At 67.0% G+C, this 17,348-nt stretch carries 16 protein-coding genes, 1 tRNA gene and 3 pseudogenes; 15 read left to right on the forward strand and 5 right to left on the reverse strand.

All coding sequences use genetic code 11. The features are described 5' to 3' along the window. Positions 1-464 precede the first annotated feature (464 nt). The gene (locus tag ACH4UK_RS16830; RefSeq protein ID WP_398357014.1) at positions 465-1,676 is read left to right on the forward strand and encodes an FG-GAP repeat domain-containing protein; all 1,212 of its coding nucleotides are present in this window, start codon (positions 465-467) and stop codon (positions 1,674-1,676) included. 107 nt (positions 1,677-1,783) lie between these two features. Continuing rightward, entirely contained in the window at positions 1,784-2,761 is a 978-nt protein-coding gene (locus tag ACH4UK_RS16835; RefSeq protein ID WP_398357016.1) for a Yip1 family protein, read from the forward strand. 76 nt (positions 2,762-2,837) lie between these two features. On the opposite strand, the gene ACH4UK_RS16840 is transcribed toward ACH4UK_RS16835, so the two are convergent. Both ACH4UK_RS16840 and dcd read right to left on the reverse strand, forming a co-directional pair. After that, positions 2,838-3,338 (reverse strand): phosphoribosyltransferase, encoded by a 501-nt coding sequence (locus tag ACH4UK_RS16840; RefSeq protein ID WP_109164844.1) that lies wholly within the window; start codon positions 3,336-3,338, stop codon positions 2,838-2,840. A gap of 6 nt (positions 3,339-3,344) precedes the next feature. Next, positions 3,345-3,920: a dCTP deaminase gene (gene dcd / locus ACH4UK_RS16845; RefSeq protein ID WP_050358434.1), complete on the reverse strand. Its 576-nt coding sequence runs from the start codon at positions 3,918-3,920 to the stop codon at positions 3,345-3,347. A 558-nt stretch (positions 3,921-4,478) separates the two neighbouring features. Here dcd and ACH4UK_RS16850 point away from each other — a divergent pair. Beyond that, a tRNA-Gly gene (locus tag ACH4UK_RS16850) sits at positions 4,479-4,552 on the forward strand. 15 nt (positions 4,553-4,567) lie between these two features. On the opposite strand, the pseudogene ACH4UK_RS16855 reads toward ACH4UK_RS16850, so the two are convergent. Then, positions 4,568-5,448, reverse strand: a pseudogene (locus tag ACH4UK_RS16855) (DUF1932 domain-containing protein). A 301-nt stretch (positions 5,449-5,749) separates the two neighbouring features. On the opposite strand from ACH4UK_RS16855, the gene ACH4UK_RS16860 reads away from it, so the two are divergent. The 10 genes and pseudogenes from ACH4UK_RS16860 to ACH4UK_RS16905 all read left to right on the forward strand — a co-directional run bounded on the left by ACH4UK_RS16860 (position 5,750) and on the right by ACH4UK_RS16905 (position 14,057). Then, positions 5,750-6,979, forward strand: a complete 1,230-nt coding sequence (locus ACH4UK_RS16860; RefSeq protein ID WP_398357018.1) for a helix-turn-helix domain-containing protein — start codon at positions 5,750-5,752, stop codon at positions 6,977-6,979. Positions 6,980-7,262: 283 nt separating this feature from the next. Further along, positions 7,263-7,481 carry a hypothetical protein gene (locus ACH4UK_RS16865; protein ID WP_398357020.1) on the forward strand — a complete coding sequence of 73 codons (219 nt, stop codon included), beginning with the start codon at positions 7,263-7,265 and terminating at the stop codon, positions 7,479-7,481. 302 nt (positions 7,482-7,783) lie between these two features. After that, positions 7,784-9,021, forward strand: a pseudogene (locus ACH4UK_RS16870) (hypothetical protein). Between the two features lie 107 nt (positions 9,022-9,128). Beyond that, positions 9,129-10,451 (forward strand): UDP-glucose dehydrogenase family protein, encoded by a 1,323-nt coding sequence (locus tag ACH4UK_RS16875; protein ID WP_398357021.1) that lies wholly within the window; start codon positions 9,129-9,131, stop codon positions 10,449-10,451. Between the two features lie 152 nt (positions 10,452-10,603). Next, positions 10,604-10,807, forward strand: a complete 204-nt coding sequence (locus ACH4UK_RS16880) for a hypothetical protein (RefSeq protein WP_398357023.1) — start codon at positions 10,604-10,606, stop codon at positions 10,805-10,807. 536 nt (positions 10,808-11,343) lie between these two features. Then, a complete protein-coding gene (locus tag ACH4UK_RS16885; RefSeq protein ID WP_398357025.1) occupies positions 11,344-11,976 on the forward strand; it encodes a hypothetical protein in 633 nt (210 codons plus the stop codon). A gap of 16 nt (positions 11,977-11,992) precedes the next feature. Beyond that, positions 11,993-12,751 (forward strand): hypothetical protein, encoded by a 759-nt coding sequence (locus ACH4UK_RS16890; protein ID WP_398357027.1) that lies wholly within the window; start codon positions 11,993-11,995, stop codon positions 12,749-12,751. Positions 12,752-13,148: 397 nt separating this feature from the next. Beyond that, positions 13,149-13,343, forward strand: a complete 195-nt coding sequence (locus ACH4UK_RS16895) for a type II toxin-antitoxin system Phd/YefM family antitoxin (RefSeq protein ID WP_365160211.1) — start codon at positions 13,149-13,151, stop codon at positions 13,341-13,343. A 28-nt stretch (positions 13,344-13,371) separates the two neighbouring features. Beyond that, complete coding sequence (locus tag ACH4UK_RS16900; RefSeq protein ID WP_365160214.1) at positions 13,372-13,737, forward strand: hypothetical protein; 366 nt, start codon at positions 13,372-13,374, stop codon at positions 13,735-13,737. After that, entirely contained in the window at positions 13,734-14,057 is a 324-nt protein-coding gene (locus ACH4UK_RS16905) for a hypothetical protein (protein ID WP_398357029.1), read from the forward strand. The genes ACH4UK_RS16900 and ACH4UK_RS16905 overlap by 4 nt, the downstream gene beginning before the upstream one ends. A 285-nt stretch (positions 14,058-14,342) precedes the next feature. Here ACH4UK_RS16905 and ACH4UK_RS16910 read toward each other — a convergent pair whose 3' ends face one another. Together ACH4UK_RS16910 and ACH4UK_RS16915 are read right to left on the reverse strand one after the other, a co-directional pair. After that, positions 14,343-14,534, reverse strand: coding sequence for a hypothetical protein (locus ACH4UK_RS16910; protein WP_398357031.1), 192 nt, complete (start codon positions 14,532-14,534; stop codon positions 14,343-14,345). Positions 14,535-14,884: 350 nt separating this feature from the next. Continuing rightward, a complete protein-coding gene (locus tag ACH4UK_RS16915) occupies positions 14,885-16,711 on the reverse strand; it encodes a DUF262 domain-containing protein (protein ID WP_398357032.1) in 1,827 nt (608 codons plus the stop codon). A 193-nt stretch (positions 16,712-16,904) separates the two neighbouring features. Between ACH4UK_RS16915 and ACH4UK_RS16920 the strand changes: the two genes are divergently transcribed. Both ACH4UK_RS16920 and ACH4UK_RS16925 read left to right on the forward strand, forming a co-directional pair. Then, on the forward strand, positions 16,905-17,117 hold the full coding sequence (locus ACH4UK_RS16920; RefSeq protein WP_398357737.1) for a hypothetical protein: 213 nt from the start codon (positions 16,905-16,907) through the stop codon (positions 17,115-17,117). 22 nt (positions 17,118-17,139) lie between these two features. Beyond that, positions 17,140-17,346: pseudogene (locus tag ACH4UK_RS16925) on the forward strand (DNA-binding protein); the annotation flags it as partial. Between the last annotated feature and the right edge of the window lie 2 nt (positions 17,347-17,348).

A 17,348-nucleotide genomic window follows, 5' to 3' on the forward strand; every position in this document is an offset into this window, starting at 1 on the left:
TCCGTCAACGGCAAGAAGAACGACGGCCAGGCCAAGGAATCCATCCAGGTCGTCGACGTCTCCCAACTCCTCCTGGAGTCCGTGAAGACCCCCGCGGATCCGACGGACGAACCGGATCAGGTGGACGCACCGGAGCCCGAACCGGCAAAGTGACCTAACGCATCAACGCGATGAGCGGCCGGACCTGCCTCGGGGGCAGGACCGGCCGCTTTTCCGTGCCCGGGGCGTCGCGTTCCGTGCCGTCCGGGACGTGACGACCGCCGCATGTGAACTCGGACATGTACGCGACGACACATCTGGAGCATCATGTGCCCCGGAGAACCCGGGAACGGGCCAAGAACGACGCGCCGCCGACGCCGGACGCCCGGACGGCAACAAGAACACCAGCAAAACCAGCAGCACCAGCAGCACCAGCAGCACAGCAACAGCAACAACGGACGACGACGAGCGACGAACGAGGCCCCGTGCGCCCACGCATCACGCACCTCACGCACCCGAAGGCAGCGGTGACGACCAGAGCGACGGCTACCGGGCCGACGGCCGCCCTCGCCGCGGGCTGCGCGGCCCTGCTGCTCGCCCTCACCGGCTGCGGGAGCCCCTCGGCCGCCGACGGACCGTCGTCCACGTCAACGTCCACGTCCGACTCCGACTCCGGCTCCGGCTCCGGCGGCAAGAACGGCGACACCCCGCCGAAGGCGCAGACCCAGGCCCAGGCGGGCACGGCGCGCATCCCCGTCCCCCGCGGCACCGGCAGCCGCGTCCCGTACGACTTCAACGGCGACGGCCACCGTGATCTGGTCATCGACGACCTGGTGAAGGCCCCCGAGGACAGCCACGGCGACGACCCGGGCATCGGCATCGTCTACGGCTCCGACGACCGCGACCGCCCCCTGGACCCGGCCGCCCGCCGGCTGCTGAGCGCCCGCGCGAACGCGGCGAAGTCCGGCGACACCCTGCCCGCCGCGTTCGACGCCGAGGCGGCCTGCGACCTGGACCGGGACGGCTTCACGGACCTGATCGTCTCCACCGACCCCCCGTACAACGGCATCGGCGCCCCGCCGGTCCCCCTCCAGATCCTCTTCGGCTCCCCGCAGGGCCTGACGGGCAAGGCGGTCACCGTACGCATCCCGCAGAAGGCCCGGTTCGGCAACGAGTGGCCCGAGCAGCCGGTCTGCGGCGACTTCGACGGCGACGGCAAGGCCGACCTGGCGGTCACCGCCAGCGCCGGCCAGGTCACCTTCCTGCACGGCCCCTTCACCCGCACCGGAGCCCCGCGCAGCGCGGACCTGCTGCCGGACGGCGGCCCGTACCTCTACGCCCCCGAGCCCAAGGCCGACACCGACGGGGACGGCTACGACGACCTCGTCGCGGCCACCCGCCCGCACGCCCCCGGGCAGGCGGCCAAGGGCACCCTGCTGCTGGGCTCCGCGAAGGGCCCGGCCCGGCCGGGCGGCGCCTACGCGTTCGCGGCGGAGAAGCTCCCCGAGGCCCCGCTCGCCACCACCGCCCGCACCCGCACCGCCCTCCTGGACCACGGCGACTACGACGGCGACGGCAAGCCGGACACGGTGGTGCGGACGTACCGGGGCGAGCGGCAGGATCTGATCGCGCTCTACCCGGCGGGTAACACGAAGGACCCCGTGGTGACCTTCTCCACAGCGCTGTTCCTCCCCTGAACTCCCCCTCCCCGTAGCCCTTAGGGGATGTCACAGCTCGGCCGCAATGGCGGACGGGTTCCCCGGGGCCCCACTCCCCACCGCCGGGGACCAGGTACGTTCGACGGGTGGCTGGATTCAGGATCGGACGCGGCCGGGACAACCGCACCCCGCAACAACCGCAGCAGCAGCGGCAGCAGCCGTACGGAGGGCAGGCACCACAGCCGCCGTACGGTGCTCAGCCGTGGCCGACGGCAGGAGGCGGCCCCGGCAACGGCTCGGCCCCACCGCCGTACGGAGCCCCGCAGGGCGCCCCGTACAACGACGGCGGCTTCGCGGGGCACGGGCAGAGCGGACACGGAGGATACGGCGGGCAAGGACAGGCCCCTCACGGCCACGGCGGCCACGGCGAGCCGGAGTACTTCGGCGACCCGTACACGAACCCGGCGCCCCACGACCCGTACGCCAACAACCCGGGTCACACGCAGGCGTTCCGCGTCGACGAGGACCCCTACGGCAACGGCCAGACCTACCACGCCGGCTCCGCCCCCGCCCAGCCCGCCGGCCCGCGCCTGCGCTGGAAGGACCTGCTGACCGGCATCGTGACCCGCCCGGCGCCGACGTTCTGGCAGATGCGGGACTACCCGGTCTGGGGCCCGGCGCTGGTCGTCACCTTCCTCTACGGCCTGCTGGCGCTGTTCGGCTTCGACCAGGCGCGCGAAGAAGCGATCAACGCGACGATCTCGACGGCCGTCCCGTACGTCCTCTTCACCGGCGTCGGCTTCGTCCTCGGCGGCCTGGTCCTCGGCGCGGTGACCCACACCCTGGCCCGCCAGCTCGGCGGCACGGGTTCGTGGCAGCCGACGGTGGGCCTGTCGATGCTGATCATGTCGATCACCGACGCCCCGCGCCTGCTCTTCGCCGTGTTCCTGGGCGGCGAGAACTCCCTGGTGCAGATCGTGGGCTGGCTGACCTGGCTGGCGGCCGGAGCGCTGTTCACGTCGATGGTCAGCAAGTCGCACGACCTGCCGTGGCCGAAGGCGCTGGGAGCCTCGGCGATCCAGCTGATCGCGCTGCTGTCGATCATCAAGCTGGGCACGATCTGAGAGAGAACGCGAGAGGCCCCGGAGCGCACGACGCACTCCGGGGCCTCGTCACGTACGCCCGTGTACGCGCTACGCGCTACGCGTCCAGAACCTGCCCGTCACGCCGCACGACGGGCTTCTCCACGCTCCACGGGAAGTTGATCCACTGATCGGTCTTCTTCCACACGTACTCGCACTTCACGAGGGAGTGGGACTTCTCGTAGATGACGGCGCTGCGCACCTCGGCGACATGGTCGACGCAGAAGTCGTGGACGAGCTTGAGCGTCTTGCCGGTGTCGGCGACGTCGTCGGCGATCAGAACCTTCTTCTCGGAGAAGTCGATCGCGTTGGGAACGGGCGCCAGCATGACCGGCATCTCCAGGGTGGTCCCGACCCCCGTGTAGAACTCCACATTGACCAGGTGGATGTTCTTGCAGTCCAGGGCATACGCGAGCCCGCCGGCGACGAAGACCCCGCCGCGCGCGATGCTGAGCACGACGTCGGGCTCGTACCCGTCGTCGGCGACGGCCTGCGCCAGCTCGCGCACGGCCCGCCCGAAGCCTTCGTACGTAAGGTTTTCCCGCACGTCACTAGCCATGATCGATCACACCTGGGTCCGATGGAAGTTCTGGAACGACCGCGAGGCCGTCGGCCCCCGCTGCCCCTGGTACCGCGACTCGTACCGCTCGGAGCCGTACGGGAACTCGGAGGACGAGGTCAGCTTGAACAGGCACAGCTGCCCGATCTTCATGCCCGGCCAGAGCTTTATCGGCAGGGTCGCGAGGTTCGACAGCTCCAGGGTCACGTGCCCGGAGAACCCGGGGTCGATGAACCCGGCCGTCGAGTGCGTCACCAGACCGAGCCGTCCGAGCGAACTCTTGCCCTCCAGCCGCGAGGCCAGATCGTCGGGCAGCGAGATCACCTCGTACGTGGACGCCAGCACGAACTCCCCGGGGTGCAGGATGAACGCCTCATCGCCCTCCGGCTCGACGGTGCGCGTCAGATCGGGCTGTTCGACGGCCGGATCGATGTGCGGGTACCGGTGGTTCTCGAACACCCGGAAGTAGCGGTCCAGCCGCACGTCGATGCTCGACGGCTGCACCATCGAAGGGTCGTACGGATCAATACGGACTCGGCCTGCGTCGATCTCGGCCCGGATGTCCTTGTCTGAGAGAAGCACGTCCCGAGGATACGCAGAACGCGCGAGCCCGCCCCAACCGGACCACCCGCGCGCCTGCCGAACACCCTCCGGCCCCGACCGCCGATCGCTTCCCCGCGCGTCTTCCTGCCGCGGCTGCCCACCGACTCCTGCCGCTTCCTCCTACCGCCTACCGCTTCTCGAACGCCACCGGCACGGCCTGCCGCAACCGGGCACACCGAGGACACCGGATCAACCGCCCCGGCCCGATCCTGTCGGCCCCGAGCTGCTGCATCGGGAACGACGAGGTAGCGAAAACATGCCCTTCGGCACAGCGGACGACGGTGCGCTCCATCGACTCCATCAAGTCCCTTCCCCAACCACATATGGACGAGAAAGCCACATTAGGGGATGAACGGGACGCCACTCCACGCGGCACTCCGACGACTCACGCTACGCCCCCAACTCCCGCCCATCACACCCCCGTCCACCCACCCTTCACCACCGGGCACACGACACGAAGACCCCACGGCTCAGCTGCCGGGGGCCTGACATGGGGTAGAGTGTCGGACGATGCAACGCCGATCACCGGCACGCTTCGCGGGTGTAGTTTAATGGTAGAACATGAGCTTCCCAAGCTCAGAGCGCGAGTTCGATTCTCGTCACCCGCTCCACGACTGAGGCCCAGGTCATCGACTTGGGCCTTGTTTGTTGTCCGGGCCCATCCAGGTGCTCCTCCCTGACCGGAGCTGAGCGAGGACATGCGCGACCGGCAAGTCGTACCTGCCTTTGTCCTGCTCCCAGAAGGCGAGTACCCGAGCAGTGGCCTCGGCCATGTCCGGGGGCAGGTCGGCCGCGCGGAGGGTATCGGCGACCTCTTCCATCTCAGGTGCCCAGCGCCAGGCTCGGGCTGCAACATTCGGCAAGTACTCCGGATCGGAGAGGATCGCGGAGATCATGATCTCGGCTTCGGCCGTGAGCTGATCACCGACTCCATGGGCGTCGGCGAGCGCGTGAGCAATGCCGGCGAGGGTACGAGCGGCCTTCTGGTAGCTGGCAAAGGCCATCTTCAGCGCGGAAGCGGAACCGGGTGTGTCCCCGACCCGGCACACGTGCAGCGCAGAGTCCGTGAACAGCGACGCCACCAGCTCGACGGCAGAGTCGGCCCCTGCGAGATAGAGCCGTGTGACACGCCCCTCGCCTGGCGGCTGACCGAAAACGGCACCGTCGACAACTGCGGAGCCGGGGCGGATCTCGTCTGCGATGCGCCGAACGCGTTGAGGGCTGATGGCGTTCACATCGGCGTACACCCCCGCGAAGCCGTGCGCGGCCACCGCCGCCGCGACGTCCTCCGCCGCCTGTGGTGGGCAGACCGAGAGAACGACCGCGCTTCTGGACAGCGCCTCCGCGAGCGAGTCGTACGCCGTGGCACCGGCCTCTCTCTCCCTCGGAGCCAGGTGTTCTCACTGCGGCCCTTGGTCACCGACAGCGCCTCATGGCCGCCGGCCACGAGCTCGGCGGTGATCGCCGCGCCCATGGTTCCAGGGTGGAGGACGGTCACGGTGATCACTGGCTGCCTCCGGCGGTGCGCGACGTGGAAAGTTCCTCATCCCCATGATCCGCTGTCGTTCGGCACCGGCGGCTTCGGAATCAATGCCTAATGGCCGTCTGGGCACTGATGGCGGACAGAAGTGGCTTCCGGTCTCGGACTCGCCGTTCAGGACGGGACAGCGGTACACGGACCTCGGCCCCGACGGTCCTTGCAGCTCGTCTCACGCTGAAGCCGCGTCATGGGTACCGTGCAGGAGACGAACTCTGTACGGACAGACCGGCGGTCGCGCCGGATCGTCCGGCGGCCGGGAGGTGTCCTGATGCTGGAGGAAGCCGAGGAGATCGGCAAGCGCGCTCGCAGGGCGAGGCTGCGGCTGGGCATGCCGCAGGCCGACCTGGCGACGGCCCTCGGGAAGTCGGAGGGCTGGGTGTCGAAGATGGAGCGTGGACTGATCGAGCTGGACCGGGTCGGCCTGCTCAACCAGGTGGCCGCAGAGCTGCACGTCCATCCGAACGACCTGATCGGACGCCCGTACAGCAGCTCTCCCGACGACAGCCAGTGGCAGATCGCCGCCTCTTCGATCCTCCGTGAGCTGCGCCGCTACGACCTCGTTCCGGTCTTCGACGGGGTTCCACGACCGGCCTCACAGCTATGGCGTGAGGTGACCCGGCTGCACCGTCTGCGGGACACCGCCTCCAACGTCGCGATCCTCCGAGTTCTCCCGGACCTGTTCCGGGAAGCGCGCGCCCTGGCGGAGGACTCGGACGGGCACGAGCGGGAAGAGGCGTATGCCATTTACGCCGTGTGCTGCAAGTTCGCGCACACCGCCGCGCACGCCCTCGGACACCCGGAGCTGGTGGCCATGGCGTGCGAACGGGCCGCGTGGTCTGCCAGGCTGTCGGGAGACCCGGTGCTGCCTGCCGTCGCCGACTGGATGCGCGTCTGGGACATGTGGGCAACCGCTGACTGGACCGACGCTCTGGCCCTCTCGGACAAGGCGATCGCCTCGGTGCAACAGCCGTACGAGCATGGTCATCCACTGGCCGTGCGGGCTTGGGGCACGCTTCAGCTTCGGGCGGCCATCTCCGCCGCTCGGGCCAGCCGTCCATCGGAAGCGGAGGACCGGATCGGACACGCGAAGGACGCGGCGGAACGCATGGACGCGTACGTCGGCGCACCGGTGTACGACCGGCATTCACTGACGTTCTCCGCCGGGAACGTGCAGATCCACGCGATCAGCGTGGCCCTGGAAATGGGCAAGCAGGGCAAAGCGCTGGAGATAAACCGCCGCACCAGCCCGAGCCTGGTCGGGGCACTGCCGAACTCCCGTCAGGGACACCACCACATGGACGTCGCACGAGCCTGGCTGTGGGACGGGAACCGGGCAAAGGCCCTCACCGAGCTGGAGACGGCTGAGCGCATCGCGCCGCAGCTCGTACGTAACCACCCCCTCGCCCGTTCGACGCTCCGCAGCATCGTCTACGCCGAACGAGCAGCCACAAGGGAAAAGCTGCGGCACATGTCCGACCGCTTTCACCTGGACGGATAGGGGTCGTATTCCTCCGGCTCATATTCGAGGCTCGTCCTGTCCCTAACTTCGGGACATGACGCGACAACGCTCTTCTCATCTCCCCTCGCAGGGTGCCGAGTTAGGTACGGCAGCACCGTTCGTTCCACGGCTCGGCGACCTCGCCACGGACAGCGCTCGCGATGGCCGTGTGGGTGTCGTGGTCGCTCTCCCTGGTGAGGGCTCTGCTACGACGTACCACCTGCGTCCGCCCGGGGGCGGGGCCCCGTGGTCCGCCCCCGCCAACGGGACGACGCTCAGTCCCGTGCCGGTGAGGACCACCCACGCCACGCTCGCGGCCGGACGGGACGCGGTCTACGACCCGCGGGCCCGGCAGGGATCGGTTCCCATCGAGTTCCACCTGGATGACGGCTCGACCCTCGATGGCGCGCTCATCCTCACCTCTGTCGAGCTGGAGTGGCTGCACCAGCAGACCAGCCGCCTCGTCGACGCACACGGACAGACCCTCGGCGGCACCCCGTGAATGGGGCTCGACGACGCCACGCCCGAAAAGCCGCGCCGCGCTCCGTACACCCCGAAGGCGGAGGCATCGCGCTCACGCTTCTGGCGGTCGCCGGCCTGGTGGGCCCGGCCTGGGCACTCCGTGAGCAGGCCGCCCCGCTCCTCAACGGCGTCGGTCACCAGACCGCCGCCGTCTCAGCGGACGCGAGCCCGCCCTCCGACCGCTGACTCCGCTCCGCTGTCCGGGACGTTCAACCCATCTTCCCGGCCAACGGAACCTGCCATGCACCCGGAACATCAGGCGTGATTCTCCAGGGAGAGATCATGGACATCCCGTACATCGTCATCGACCAGCTCACCCCCGACCAACAGCAGGTCTGGAAGACCTATTTCGGCGACGCCGACCGCCCCCGCTACATCGAGGAAGGCATCTGGCGCCGTACGCAGGAGAAGGCCACGGCTGACCAGAGCGGCTGGACGGCCGCCGACGACGCCCGGCGGCGGATCATCCACTACCGCTACCGCTACCGGTACGGCCGGGTCCCCACCACCGCCCCGCCGGCCATCGGCCTGACCGACCTGTACCTCTACCACTCCGCTACCGCTCCCGCGTCCGAGATCGACGCGCACCACGACGCCCTGTGGGACTCGCTGACCACCGGCGGCTGGAAGGAGGCTCCCGGTGGGTTCTTATGGACACGTCGGGATCTGAAGTGCCGGATCACCGAGCACGACGTCCACCCCCAGGACGCGGCGGCGGCCGTACCCTCCCCGTCGGCTACCGGAGCCTGGACGTGCAGATCGCCTCGGTGTCCTACGCACCGCTTCCCCCTGTCCGGCAGCTGCCGTGGAACGTCCTCTCCACCGGGATCAGGTGCAAGGACCGCCCAGGTAAGCCGACCCGCGTCCCGGACCTGTCCGTCCTCGCGGACCTGCTGCCGTTCCAGGTGGAGATCGGCTGCGGTACGTCGGTCGAGGCGGGCATCCCGCCCCTGCACCGGCTTCACGAGATCTACCGGGTCACCGACCGCCAAGGCCACGAACCGCGAGAACACCGCTTCACCCTCTCCCCGAGAGCGGACACCCTCCTCCACGAGCTGCTGACAGAGCCGGAGGAGAAGACGGCAGAGTTCGTGGAGATGTTCCGCGCATGCTTCCTGGCCGAACCGACCCCGGCCATGTGGGCGCTGAAGGAACTGAAGGACGCCGGGCATCTCGTCGGCCCGGTCATCACCAACAACTTCGACGTCCTCGCGGCGCGGGCCGGGCTCGACGAGTGCTTCATGCGCCGGTACGACCAGGCCGTACCCGATGTCGAGTGGGTCGACGGTGCCAAGGCCCTTCTCGTCGTCGGCCTGCACGCCGACCGCCGCAAGGTCCAGGCACGCGCCCGCGCTCGCGGCATGCAGGTCGTCTACCTGGACCCGGAGGGCTTCTGGCGCGACGGCCAGTTCATGCCGTACCCGCTGGAAGGCCCCCAGGACGGCGACCTGGTGTGCCGGGCGACCGCCGCCGAGGCCCTGCCCGCCCTCGTCAACCTGCTCAGACAGCACGCTGGTTGATCCACCTGCACGAAGAGGGCCGCGCCGGGCGTTGGCGCTAGCGTGACGCACCCGGCCGGCCCGGACTCCCCTGGGCGGGCGAGGGATAAGGAAAGGAGCGTCGACCCATGCGCGTATCCGTCATCGGCTGTGGTCACCTGGGCATCCCCCACGCCGCTGCCATGGCCGAGATCGGCCACGAGGTCATCGGCGTGGACCTGGACCAGGCGAAGATCGACCGCCTCAACGCCGGCGAGTGCCCCATCTACGAGGACGGCCTGCCCGAACTCCTCAGCACCCACACCGCCACTGGACGCCTGCGGTTCACCACCAGCCTCGCGGAGGCAGCCGAGTTCGCCGACATCCACTTCCTCGCCGTGGGCACGCCGATCGACGCGGACGGACGGAGCTACGACACCGGACAGGTCTTCGGCGCCGCCCGCGCCCTGGCCCCGCACCTGACCCGCGCGACCGTCATTGTCGGGAAGTCCACGGTCACCGTCGGCACCTCCCGCGACCTCGGTGCTCTCCTCGCCCGGCTGTCTCCGGCCGGTGAGGACGTGGAGGTCGTCTGGAACCCCGAGTTCCTACGCGAGGGCCACGCCATCGACGACACCCTGCGCCCCGACCGGATCGTCGTGGGCGTCCCCTCGGCCCGCGCCGAGGACGCGGTACGCCAGGTCTACGCACCCCTCCTCGCGAACGGCATCCCGCTCTTCGTGACCGACCCCGCCACAGCCGAACTCATCAAGGGCGCCGCCAACGCCTACCTCGGCATGAAGATCTCCTTCATCAACGGCGTCGCCGACATGTGCGCCGCCGCCGGAGCCGACGTCCAGCAGCTCACCGAGGCCATCGGCCTGGACCCCCGCATCGGCCGCGGCGGCCTGAACGCCGGCCCCGGCTACGGCGGCGGCTGCCTCCCGAAGGACGTCCGCGCCTTCACCGCCTCCGCCCGCACCCTGGGCGCCAACGAGGCAGCGACCATGCTGCGCGCGGCGGAGGAGGTCAACGAGTCCCGACCCGCCGCCGCGCTGAAGCTCATCGAGCAGACGCTCGGCCGACCCGTCAACGGCGTACGCATCACCGTCTGGGGCGCCTCCTTCAAGGCCGGTACCGACGACGTCCGCGAATCCCCGGCCCTGGCGATCGCCGCGCTCATGCACCAGCGCGGCGCGACCGTCACCGTCCACGACCCGCACGCCGTGCCCACGGCACTGCGCCGCCACCCCGAACTCGACTACTGCGAAAGCCTCGAAGACTCCCTCGCGGCAGCCGAGCTGATCGTCCTGGCCACCGAATGGCCCCACTTCCGTGAGGCCGACCCCAAGGCCCTCGCCCCACTGGTCGCGGACCAGGTCCTCGTCGACCTCCGCAACCTCATCGACGCCGACGCCTGGCGCATGGCCGGATGGACCGTACGCCAGCTCGGACGACCCGCACAGGAATAGCCGAACCCATCGATCGGAGGTCCGACGTGGACACCCTGTGGGACAACATCGAGAAGCTCTCCGCCGTCTGCCGAGCAGCCGGCGCCCACCTCCCCGACGAGGAGCTCTAAGCCCTCCAGGTCGGCAAGGTCGCCGAGGAAGCCGGCGAAGCCATGCACGCCCTCCACGGCCTGAAGGGCCTCACCACCTGCGGCGACGACCACACCTGGGACGAGGTCCAGAACGACCTGGTCGGCGCCGTTATCGCAGCCCTCCTGGCGATGCACTACATCGATCCCACGGGCGCTCGCGCCACCTTCGACGAGATCCTCCACCGCCGGACGCGAAGGGGCCGGGAGGCCGCTGCTGCGGCCTGACGGCCTCCGGATGTGGCCGTCGACCGCTCCGGTTGAACGGGGGCGACGGCCACGTCCGGCACACAAGCTGCGCCGGACACCTGCTCCCAGCGCGGTAGAACTTTCCCTACTTCATCGAGGCGACTCGCTCCGCTCGCCGCGCGCTCCCCGGCTACGCCGGTCGCGCGGCTGGAGCGAGCACCATGGTGGGGAAGAAACCCGCTGCGGCTGGGGCGGTCGGCTCCACGGCTTTAGGCAGCCTCTTTGGGGCGAGCCTCTACGATCATGGCCCCAACGTCGTGCTTTACGGGCACGTCCACTGACTGCCCGACTCGCCATCAGCTTACGGGGCCATGATCACTCGCTCCAAAGCCGCTCCGCCGACCTTCGCGCCCACCTCGCCTAATTCGAACTGATGTTTAATTTGAAACAACATAGAATCGAATCGGACCGAATGGGTTGCAGTTAGTTCCGGTTGAGGCCACCATTGGCGGGCCGGGCAGAGGTGGGGGCACCGAGTCCGGCAAGAGGCCATAAGGACGATCCCTGGGGGGCAGATGGGCGAGCGAGAGTTCGACAAGCTGCTGGAATCCATGCCGCGCATCGCGGAATCGATCAACGCCTTCACCTCAAAAGAGGTCCAGAGGAAGGCTTTCGACGCCCTAGTGGGCGCGCTGAATATTTCAATGATTGGTGACGCCCCCGTCGAACCCACCGATCAGAGCCCTGCCGTGCCCCATGAATTCGCCAGCGGCGATGCCTCCCTCAACGCAGAATGGGGTACGGGCACGGTAGCAGCTTCACCCGAAGTCATCACCCAAGAAAAGAAGCGCAGGAAAGCGAAGCCAAAACGCGACTGGACAGCCGTCAAGGACATCGGATTCCGCCCCGAGGGAAAAATTCCCTTCAAGCAATTTGTCGACGAGAAGCAGCCCACCACCCTTGACATGAAGGGACTAGTGGCGGTCTACTACTTCGAACAAATTCTTGAACTCGAGGAAGTTGGCGTCGGGCACGTGATGGCGGCCTACAAGGAGGCCGTCTGGAGGAATCCGAGCAATCCCGAAAATTCGCTTCAGGTGACATCCAGCAAGCATCACTGGCTTGACACATCAAATATGAGAGCCATTAAGACAACCCAACGAGGTCGCGACTGGGTCGAGCACGACATGCCAGCCAAGAAGGCTTAGGAGCCACGCGATCCAAATGAACATCGACGCGCAGAGCGCCCTAGGGAACCTCCCGCCTTCACTCAGAGCTGAGCTCGTCGACGAGTTCAATAAGATCATGCGCAATTACCGCGAAGGGCGTTGGGAAGCCTCCGAGTTGAACGGAGGAAAGTTCTGCGAGATCGTTTACTCCATCCTGAATGGGCACCTCGTTGGAGACAGCTATCCAAGCCGAGCAACGAAGCCAGCACGCTTCAAAGACGCTTGCGAAGATCTCGCCAAAGCAGCCAAAACGTATCCCGAATCAGCGCGTTTAACGATTCCCCGCCTGCTTATCCCTCTCTATGACGTGAGAAATCGCAGAGGCGTGGGGCACGTTGGTGGGGAAGTAGACGCCAACCATATGGATGCAACGTTTGTTCTCCATGCGGCGCAATGGGTGATGGCGGAACTGGTTCGCATTTTCCATAACACTGATATCGCAACGGCCGCCGAGGCGGTAAAGAATCTAACAGATCGAACCATTCCGGCGATCTGGAAAGTGGGCCAGGTTGCTAGGATTCTCGATCCGTCGATGAGCCTCGCAAATGGGACACTCCTTTTGCTTTATTCTGAGCTCGGGCCACAATCCGATAAGAAGCTCGCGAAGGATCTAGAACAAGGAAGTATGAGCAATTACAAACGAGTTCTCGATCGCCTACATCAGGCAAGGCTCATCGAATATGATCGACCAACCGGAGCCGTCCACATCTCCCCACTTGGTGAGAAGACAGTGGAAGAACGGCTACTTCCCTAAGATCGGTCAGGCGATCAAGTCATTCGCTTGGGCCTCCCTCCACACGTCGAGACAGTGAGCCGCCGTGCCAGACGTGTGCCGGAACGCCCATGCCCGGCGATCTGTGCCGGTCACTGTGAGGGATGTTCAAGCATGAAGATCGCCGCGTCTACGCAGCTCAGGCAAACCACCCTTGAGTTCGAGGTGCAGTGATTCCCAAGCCCAGAGCGCGAGTTCGATTCTCGTCACCCGCTCCACATGAAAGCCTCAGGTCAGCGGCCGGGGGCTTCTTTGTTGCCACAAGCCCGATCAGGCACCCCGCGCCAGCTCTGCACCCGACGTGCCCGTTGGCTTCTTCCAGCCGTCGCACTCCACGGACACCTATGTCAACTATGATAGTTGCTATATGCTTCAGCATATGGAGACGAAGACGTACACAACCATCGACCTGCGCAAGGGGATGGGCGAGATCCTGGACCGGACCCGGATCGCCGGCGAGGCTGCCGCCATCACCCGCAAGGGAAAGACGGTCGCCTACCTGGTGCCGGCCGAGTGGTTCGAGCAGATGGTCCGCGAGCGCCAGCCACACGAGGACCGACACGAGGCGGCCTGACCCACCCCCACACCAAGGAGCACGAACCATGCCCGCCCACGCACTCCACTTCGATGGGTACGAGGGGGAACCCCTGCGGTTGCCGCCCATGCCCGAATACACGCCTCAAGCACTTCGGTTGGCGATTCAGGAACACACTCCGCACCTTCTCCCGGACTTTGAGGCGCATTGGAAGCGCGTCATCGGCGACGCCTTCAGCATCACGCCGGTGCCCGCCTTCATGCGCCTGTGGTGGACGCAGTACGCCATCGCCCGGAGTCCCGTCCTCGACTCGCACCTTCGCGACCTCGAAGCCCGCGCGGCCAAGTCCGAGGTCCCCGAGGAGTCCATCCGGCTTCTGGAGGAGTACAGCCGCCTCCGGCACGAAGCCGCTGAGAGGAAGCCCGGAGAGTGATCGACGAACCACTCGGGCCGCCTTGGCAAATGGACTGGACGAAGCAGGCGCAGCACGACTTCCAGAACATGCCCGCCGAAGGCAGTGACCTGATCATGAGTGCCCGTGCGGAACTGATCACGGCCGAAGACCCCTACTTCCGGGGGATCGATGCCGATGCCTCGCTACCGCACTGGATGACCGTCCGACCTCTGGCCTCTACAAGCCCCGGCGGCCCCCACATCGTGGACCTGGCCGGCGGACGCGGCTGGCTCATCTACACCTTCATGCGGCGCCACGCCGATCCCCAGATCGTCGTCACCGAAGCCTTCTGGGCCTGACGCCTGCGCCACCGGAGCGTCTGCAGCACAGGTGGCTCCCGTTCCGTTTTCCGTCACCCGCTCCAGCACAGAACCTCAGACTGATGCCCCACAGTCGACGTACCCCATCCGTGCCCAGCAGAGCGGACAAGAGCAGTCAGATACGGCTCTCAGAGACAAGGGGCCATCCACCTGCCCGCTGCAAAACCCCAGTTCAGGCCCCCTCTGGCAGCCCAAGAACCGCTGATTCCCAAGCTCAGAGCGCGAGTTCGATTCTCGTCACCCGCTCCACGACTAAGGCCCAGGTCATCGACCCGGGCCTTGTTTGTTGTCTGGACCTGTCTTGGTGTCGCGTGCCGCATCCGTGCCCCATGCCTGCGATTCCGCCGCCGTACGCCGTGCCCGTACGAGCTGGTCGAGGCCGGCGGCCACCTCGCGCTGCCGGTCGGTGTCGGAGTGCTCGTAGATCAGCGCGGCCCGTTCGGTCGACTGCCCCAAGCGGGCCATCGTGTCCTTGAGCGTGGGCGGAAGTTCTGCGGCAGGCCGACCTGGGCCCGCGCCTTGCGCCGCTTCCGCCCGAAGGTGGAGCGCCGGAGCGGTTTCCTCCTTCTCCCCCACGAACAACAGGCCGTCCGACCACTTCTCGGCTTACCGGCTCATGTGCCGGTGAAGGTCCTTCCGCAGAAACTCCGGCAGCACGGCTACGCGCTTACCGGACTCCGGTCTCGTCGCTCTCTTGCCCGTGGCCGGCTCCGTCCGTGTGTCGGCTGCGACTGACGGGCAGGAGCCCGATCAGCAAGTAGTCGACAGCTCGGGAAGAAGGGGCCGCCACGTCACCCGGCGGACATTCAGCCTTCGTCGCCCTCGTCCACCACACCGGTCGCGGGATATCCGTCTTCAGTGACGACCGCCTTGCCAGTGGCCGTCTCGATCGACTCGACCAAGGCCTGCTGCCGGGCTTCGAAAAATCCCGCGAAGTCATCCTTGACGAGCAGCGCGGGATCAACCAGGTGGGTACGAATGTGGTTGGCCACGGTGTCCTCGTCCACCTCGGCGTTCTTCGCGAGCCTGGGAAGGTAGGCAGAGGGCGCTGTCCCGCCGATGATGCGGTTGGTGCGTCCGGTCAGTGGAGTCTTGTTGACGATTGAGTTGTAAGTGCCCCGGTCGATGTTCTCCCGCTCGCACCACGCCTGCGGGAAGATGTGGTGAATGTCCACGGCTTCCGCGAAGTACTCGGTGATCTCAGTCTTTTCACCGGTCCGCCAGTCGACGGCGCCTTCCTTCATCAGAAGTGCGTAGATCCCCTTGTAGGCGGCGCTGTTGCGGGTGCGCAATGTCAGCAGGCGGCTCTCACTGAACCGCGCGTCCCGGATGGTCCGGGGTTCGGCCCCGGTGCCGCGTACCCATCCCACCGTTTCGGGGAGGTCGTGGCTGAACCTGGTCTCCGTCGAGCCGCCGTACAACTCGCCGAACACACCGCACCAGTACCAACGGGCCAGCTTCTGCTGCGCACCGGCCGGTTCGGCCTGTACGCCGAGCGTGCTGAGGATCGCGGCGAGGGGGATCAGCTGGGTGCCGTAGGGGAGGAACTTGGTGTCGAAGAGGTACTGCTGGCGGAGGAACTTGGCGGCGTCCTTGAAGCCTTGGACAACCAGTGGTGCGTAGCGGCGGTAATCTTCCAGACCCAGTTCCAGCATGTCCTTGCGCTTGCAGCCGATGCGCGGCAGACGCTCTTCGTCTATCCCTGCGGTAGCGGCATCGGCGCGCCGGGCAGCCGTTGCCATAAGGGTGACGGCCTGCAGAAAGTCGGTGTTGGCAACCTCTTTCAGGACGCGGTACTCCGGCTCCTTCCACGCGGCCCGGACCACGTTGTTCCAGTGGTCGCGCAAGTCGAACTCTTCGGCGGCATAGGTGGCGGTGAGCAGCTCGAAGACTGTGAGGGTGACGCCGCCGGTGTTGACCTTTTCGAAGACCTGGCAGACAGCCTGCCTCTCGGTCTGCCTGCCTAGTTCGATCACCGGCACCTGATAGAGATCGAAGGGCCGGACAAATGCCTCCTCGAAGTCCCGCCACCACTTGCGGCCATCCTGCCCCTGGTCCTTCCAGTAGTCCTCGTACCCGTAACTCCAATCACGGTTGGAAAAGAGCTGGGAGAGCGGGAAGAGCCCGGCGGCGTATTCCTTCTCCGGAGTCGAGTAGTCCTCGATGAGATCGCCACGGAAGCTGCGGACCACCCGGTCCGCCGGCAGCAGGCGGATGGCGTCTTCACGGTCCACCTGAGGGTCGAGAGCCTTGACCATGTCGACGTAGAACCAGCCGGTGACCCGCTGCTTACGCTGGTTCTGCGTCTCGACCGGCTTACCGAGCATGAGCGACTGGAAAAGCGAGGTCATCCGCTGCTGACCGTCGAGAATCAGGGTGTCCGGTTCGGTGCCCGGGGGCGGGGTGGCGCCCTCGACCGGCCGCCACTTGAAACGGACGTCACCACCGGTCTGCAGCAACATGAGGGTGCCGACCGGGTATCCACGAGAGATCGAGGCGAGCAGACCGATGATGTTGTGGTCCGGCCACACCCAGCCGCGCTGGAACTCCGGTAGCTGCGCCTCGCCCTCGGCCACCCGCCGCAGCAGTTTGACCAGCTGAATCTTGTCGATCCCGAATGCTTGCTCAGTCACGACCCACCCCTCCTCGATACTGAACGCTGTCGAGAGGCTACCGGGGGTCGAGTGAGCACGAGCCCAGTGGTGAGATTGAAGCCGACAGGGTTGGCGCCTGCCCCCTCGCCGAGGGCCGTTGCGCTGCGGCGGCTCGAGGTCTGTACACGTCTCTCTCCGCCCCCAGGCGGCCGGAGTCGCGACTTCGAGGTAGCTGGTGAAGCCCTTTCCCTTACCCATCAGGAAGCGGAACAACGTCTCCGGCTACGTGGCGGAGGCCGTAGCCCGCCAGATCCGCCACCAGCTCCTGGGCGAGGACCTTCGCCGCCATGAGGACGAGCACGGGCCCTTCGGCGACGAGCTCGCCGAGGCCCGCGCGAAGATCTTCGGCTCCGCCGGCCCCTCCAAGGACGCGGACGCCGCGTGAGCGGCCGCCTCGAACCGTCGCCCTGGACTCGGAAGGGCTCTCCACCTGGATCGCGCAGGACCGCAAGCTCCTCGCGATGCTGCGGGTCTTCCACGACATGGGAGCCGACCTAGTGATCGGTGCCAACACCATCGTGGAAGTCAGCCACACCCGCACCAACATGCCTCGCCTGAACTGGGCTCTCTCCCGCGTCAAGGTAGAACCGGTCACCGAACGAGCGGCGAAAGCCGG

The sequence above is a fragment of the Streptomyces sp. NPDC020884 genome (genome assembly GCF_044333935.1).
Classification (GTDB): Bacteria; Actinomycetota; Actinomycetes; order Streptomycetales; family Streptomycetaceae; genus Streptomyces.

Excerpts from the sequence above, each read along its gene's own strand:
- ACH4UK_RS16840 (WP_109164844.1), bottom strand. The coding sequence starts at position 3,338 with ATGGCTAGTGACGTGCGGGAAAACCTTACGTACGAAGGCTTCGGGCGG.
- ACH4UK_RS16875 (WP_398357021.1), top strand. The coding sequence starts at position 9,129 with ATGCGCGTATCCGTCATCGGCTGTGGTCACCTGGGCATCCCCCACGCC.
- ACH4UK_RS16890 (WP_398357027.1), top strand. The coding sequence starts at position 11,993 with ATGAACATCGACGCGCAGAGCGCCCTAGGGAACCTCCCGCCTTCACTC.
- ACH4UK_RS16860 (WP_398357018.1), top strand. The coding sequence starts at position 5,750 with ATGCTGGAGGAAGCCGAGGAGATCGGCAAGCGCGCTCGCAGGGCGAGG.
- ACH4UK_RS16880 (WP_398357023.1), top strand. The coding sequence starts at position 10,604 with ATGCACGCCCTCCACGGCCTGAAGGGCCTCACCACCTGCGGCGACGAC.
- ACH4UK_RS16885 (WP_398357025.1), top strand. The coding sequence starts at position 11,344 with ATGGGCGAGCGAGAGTTCGACAAGCTGCTGGAATCCATGCCGCGCATC.
- ACH4UK_RS16900 (WP_365160214.1), top strand. The coding sequence starts at position 13,372 with ATGCCCGCCCACGCACTCCACTTCGATGGGTACGAGGGGGAACCCCTG.
- ACH4UK_RS16895 (WP_365160211.1), top strand. The coding sequence starts at position 13,149 with ATGGAGACGAAGACGTACACAACCATCGACCTGCGCAAGGGGATGGGC.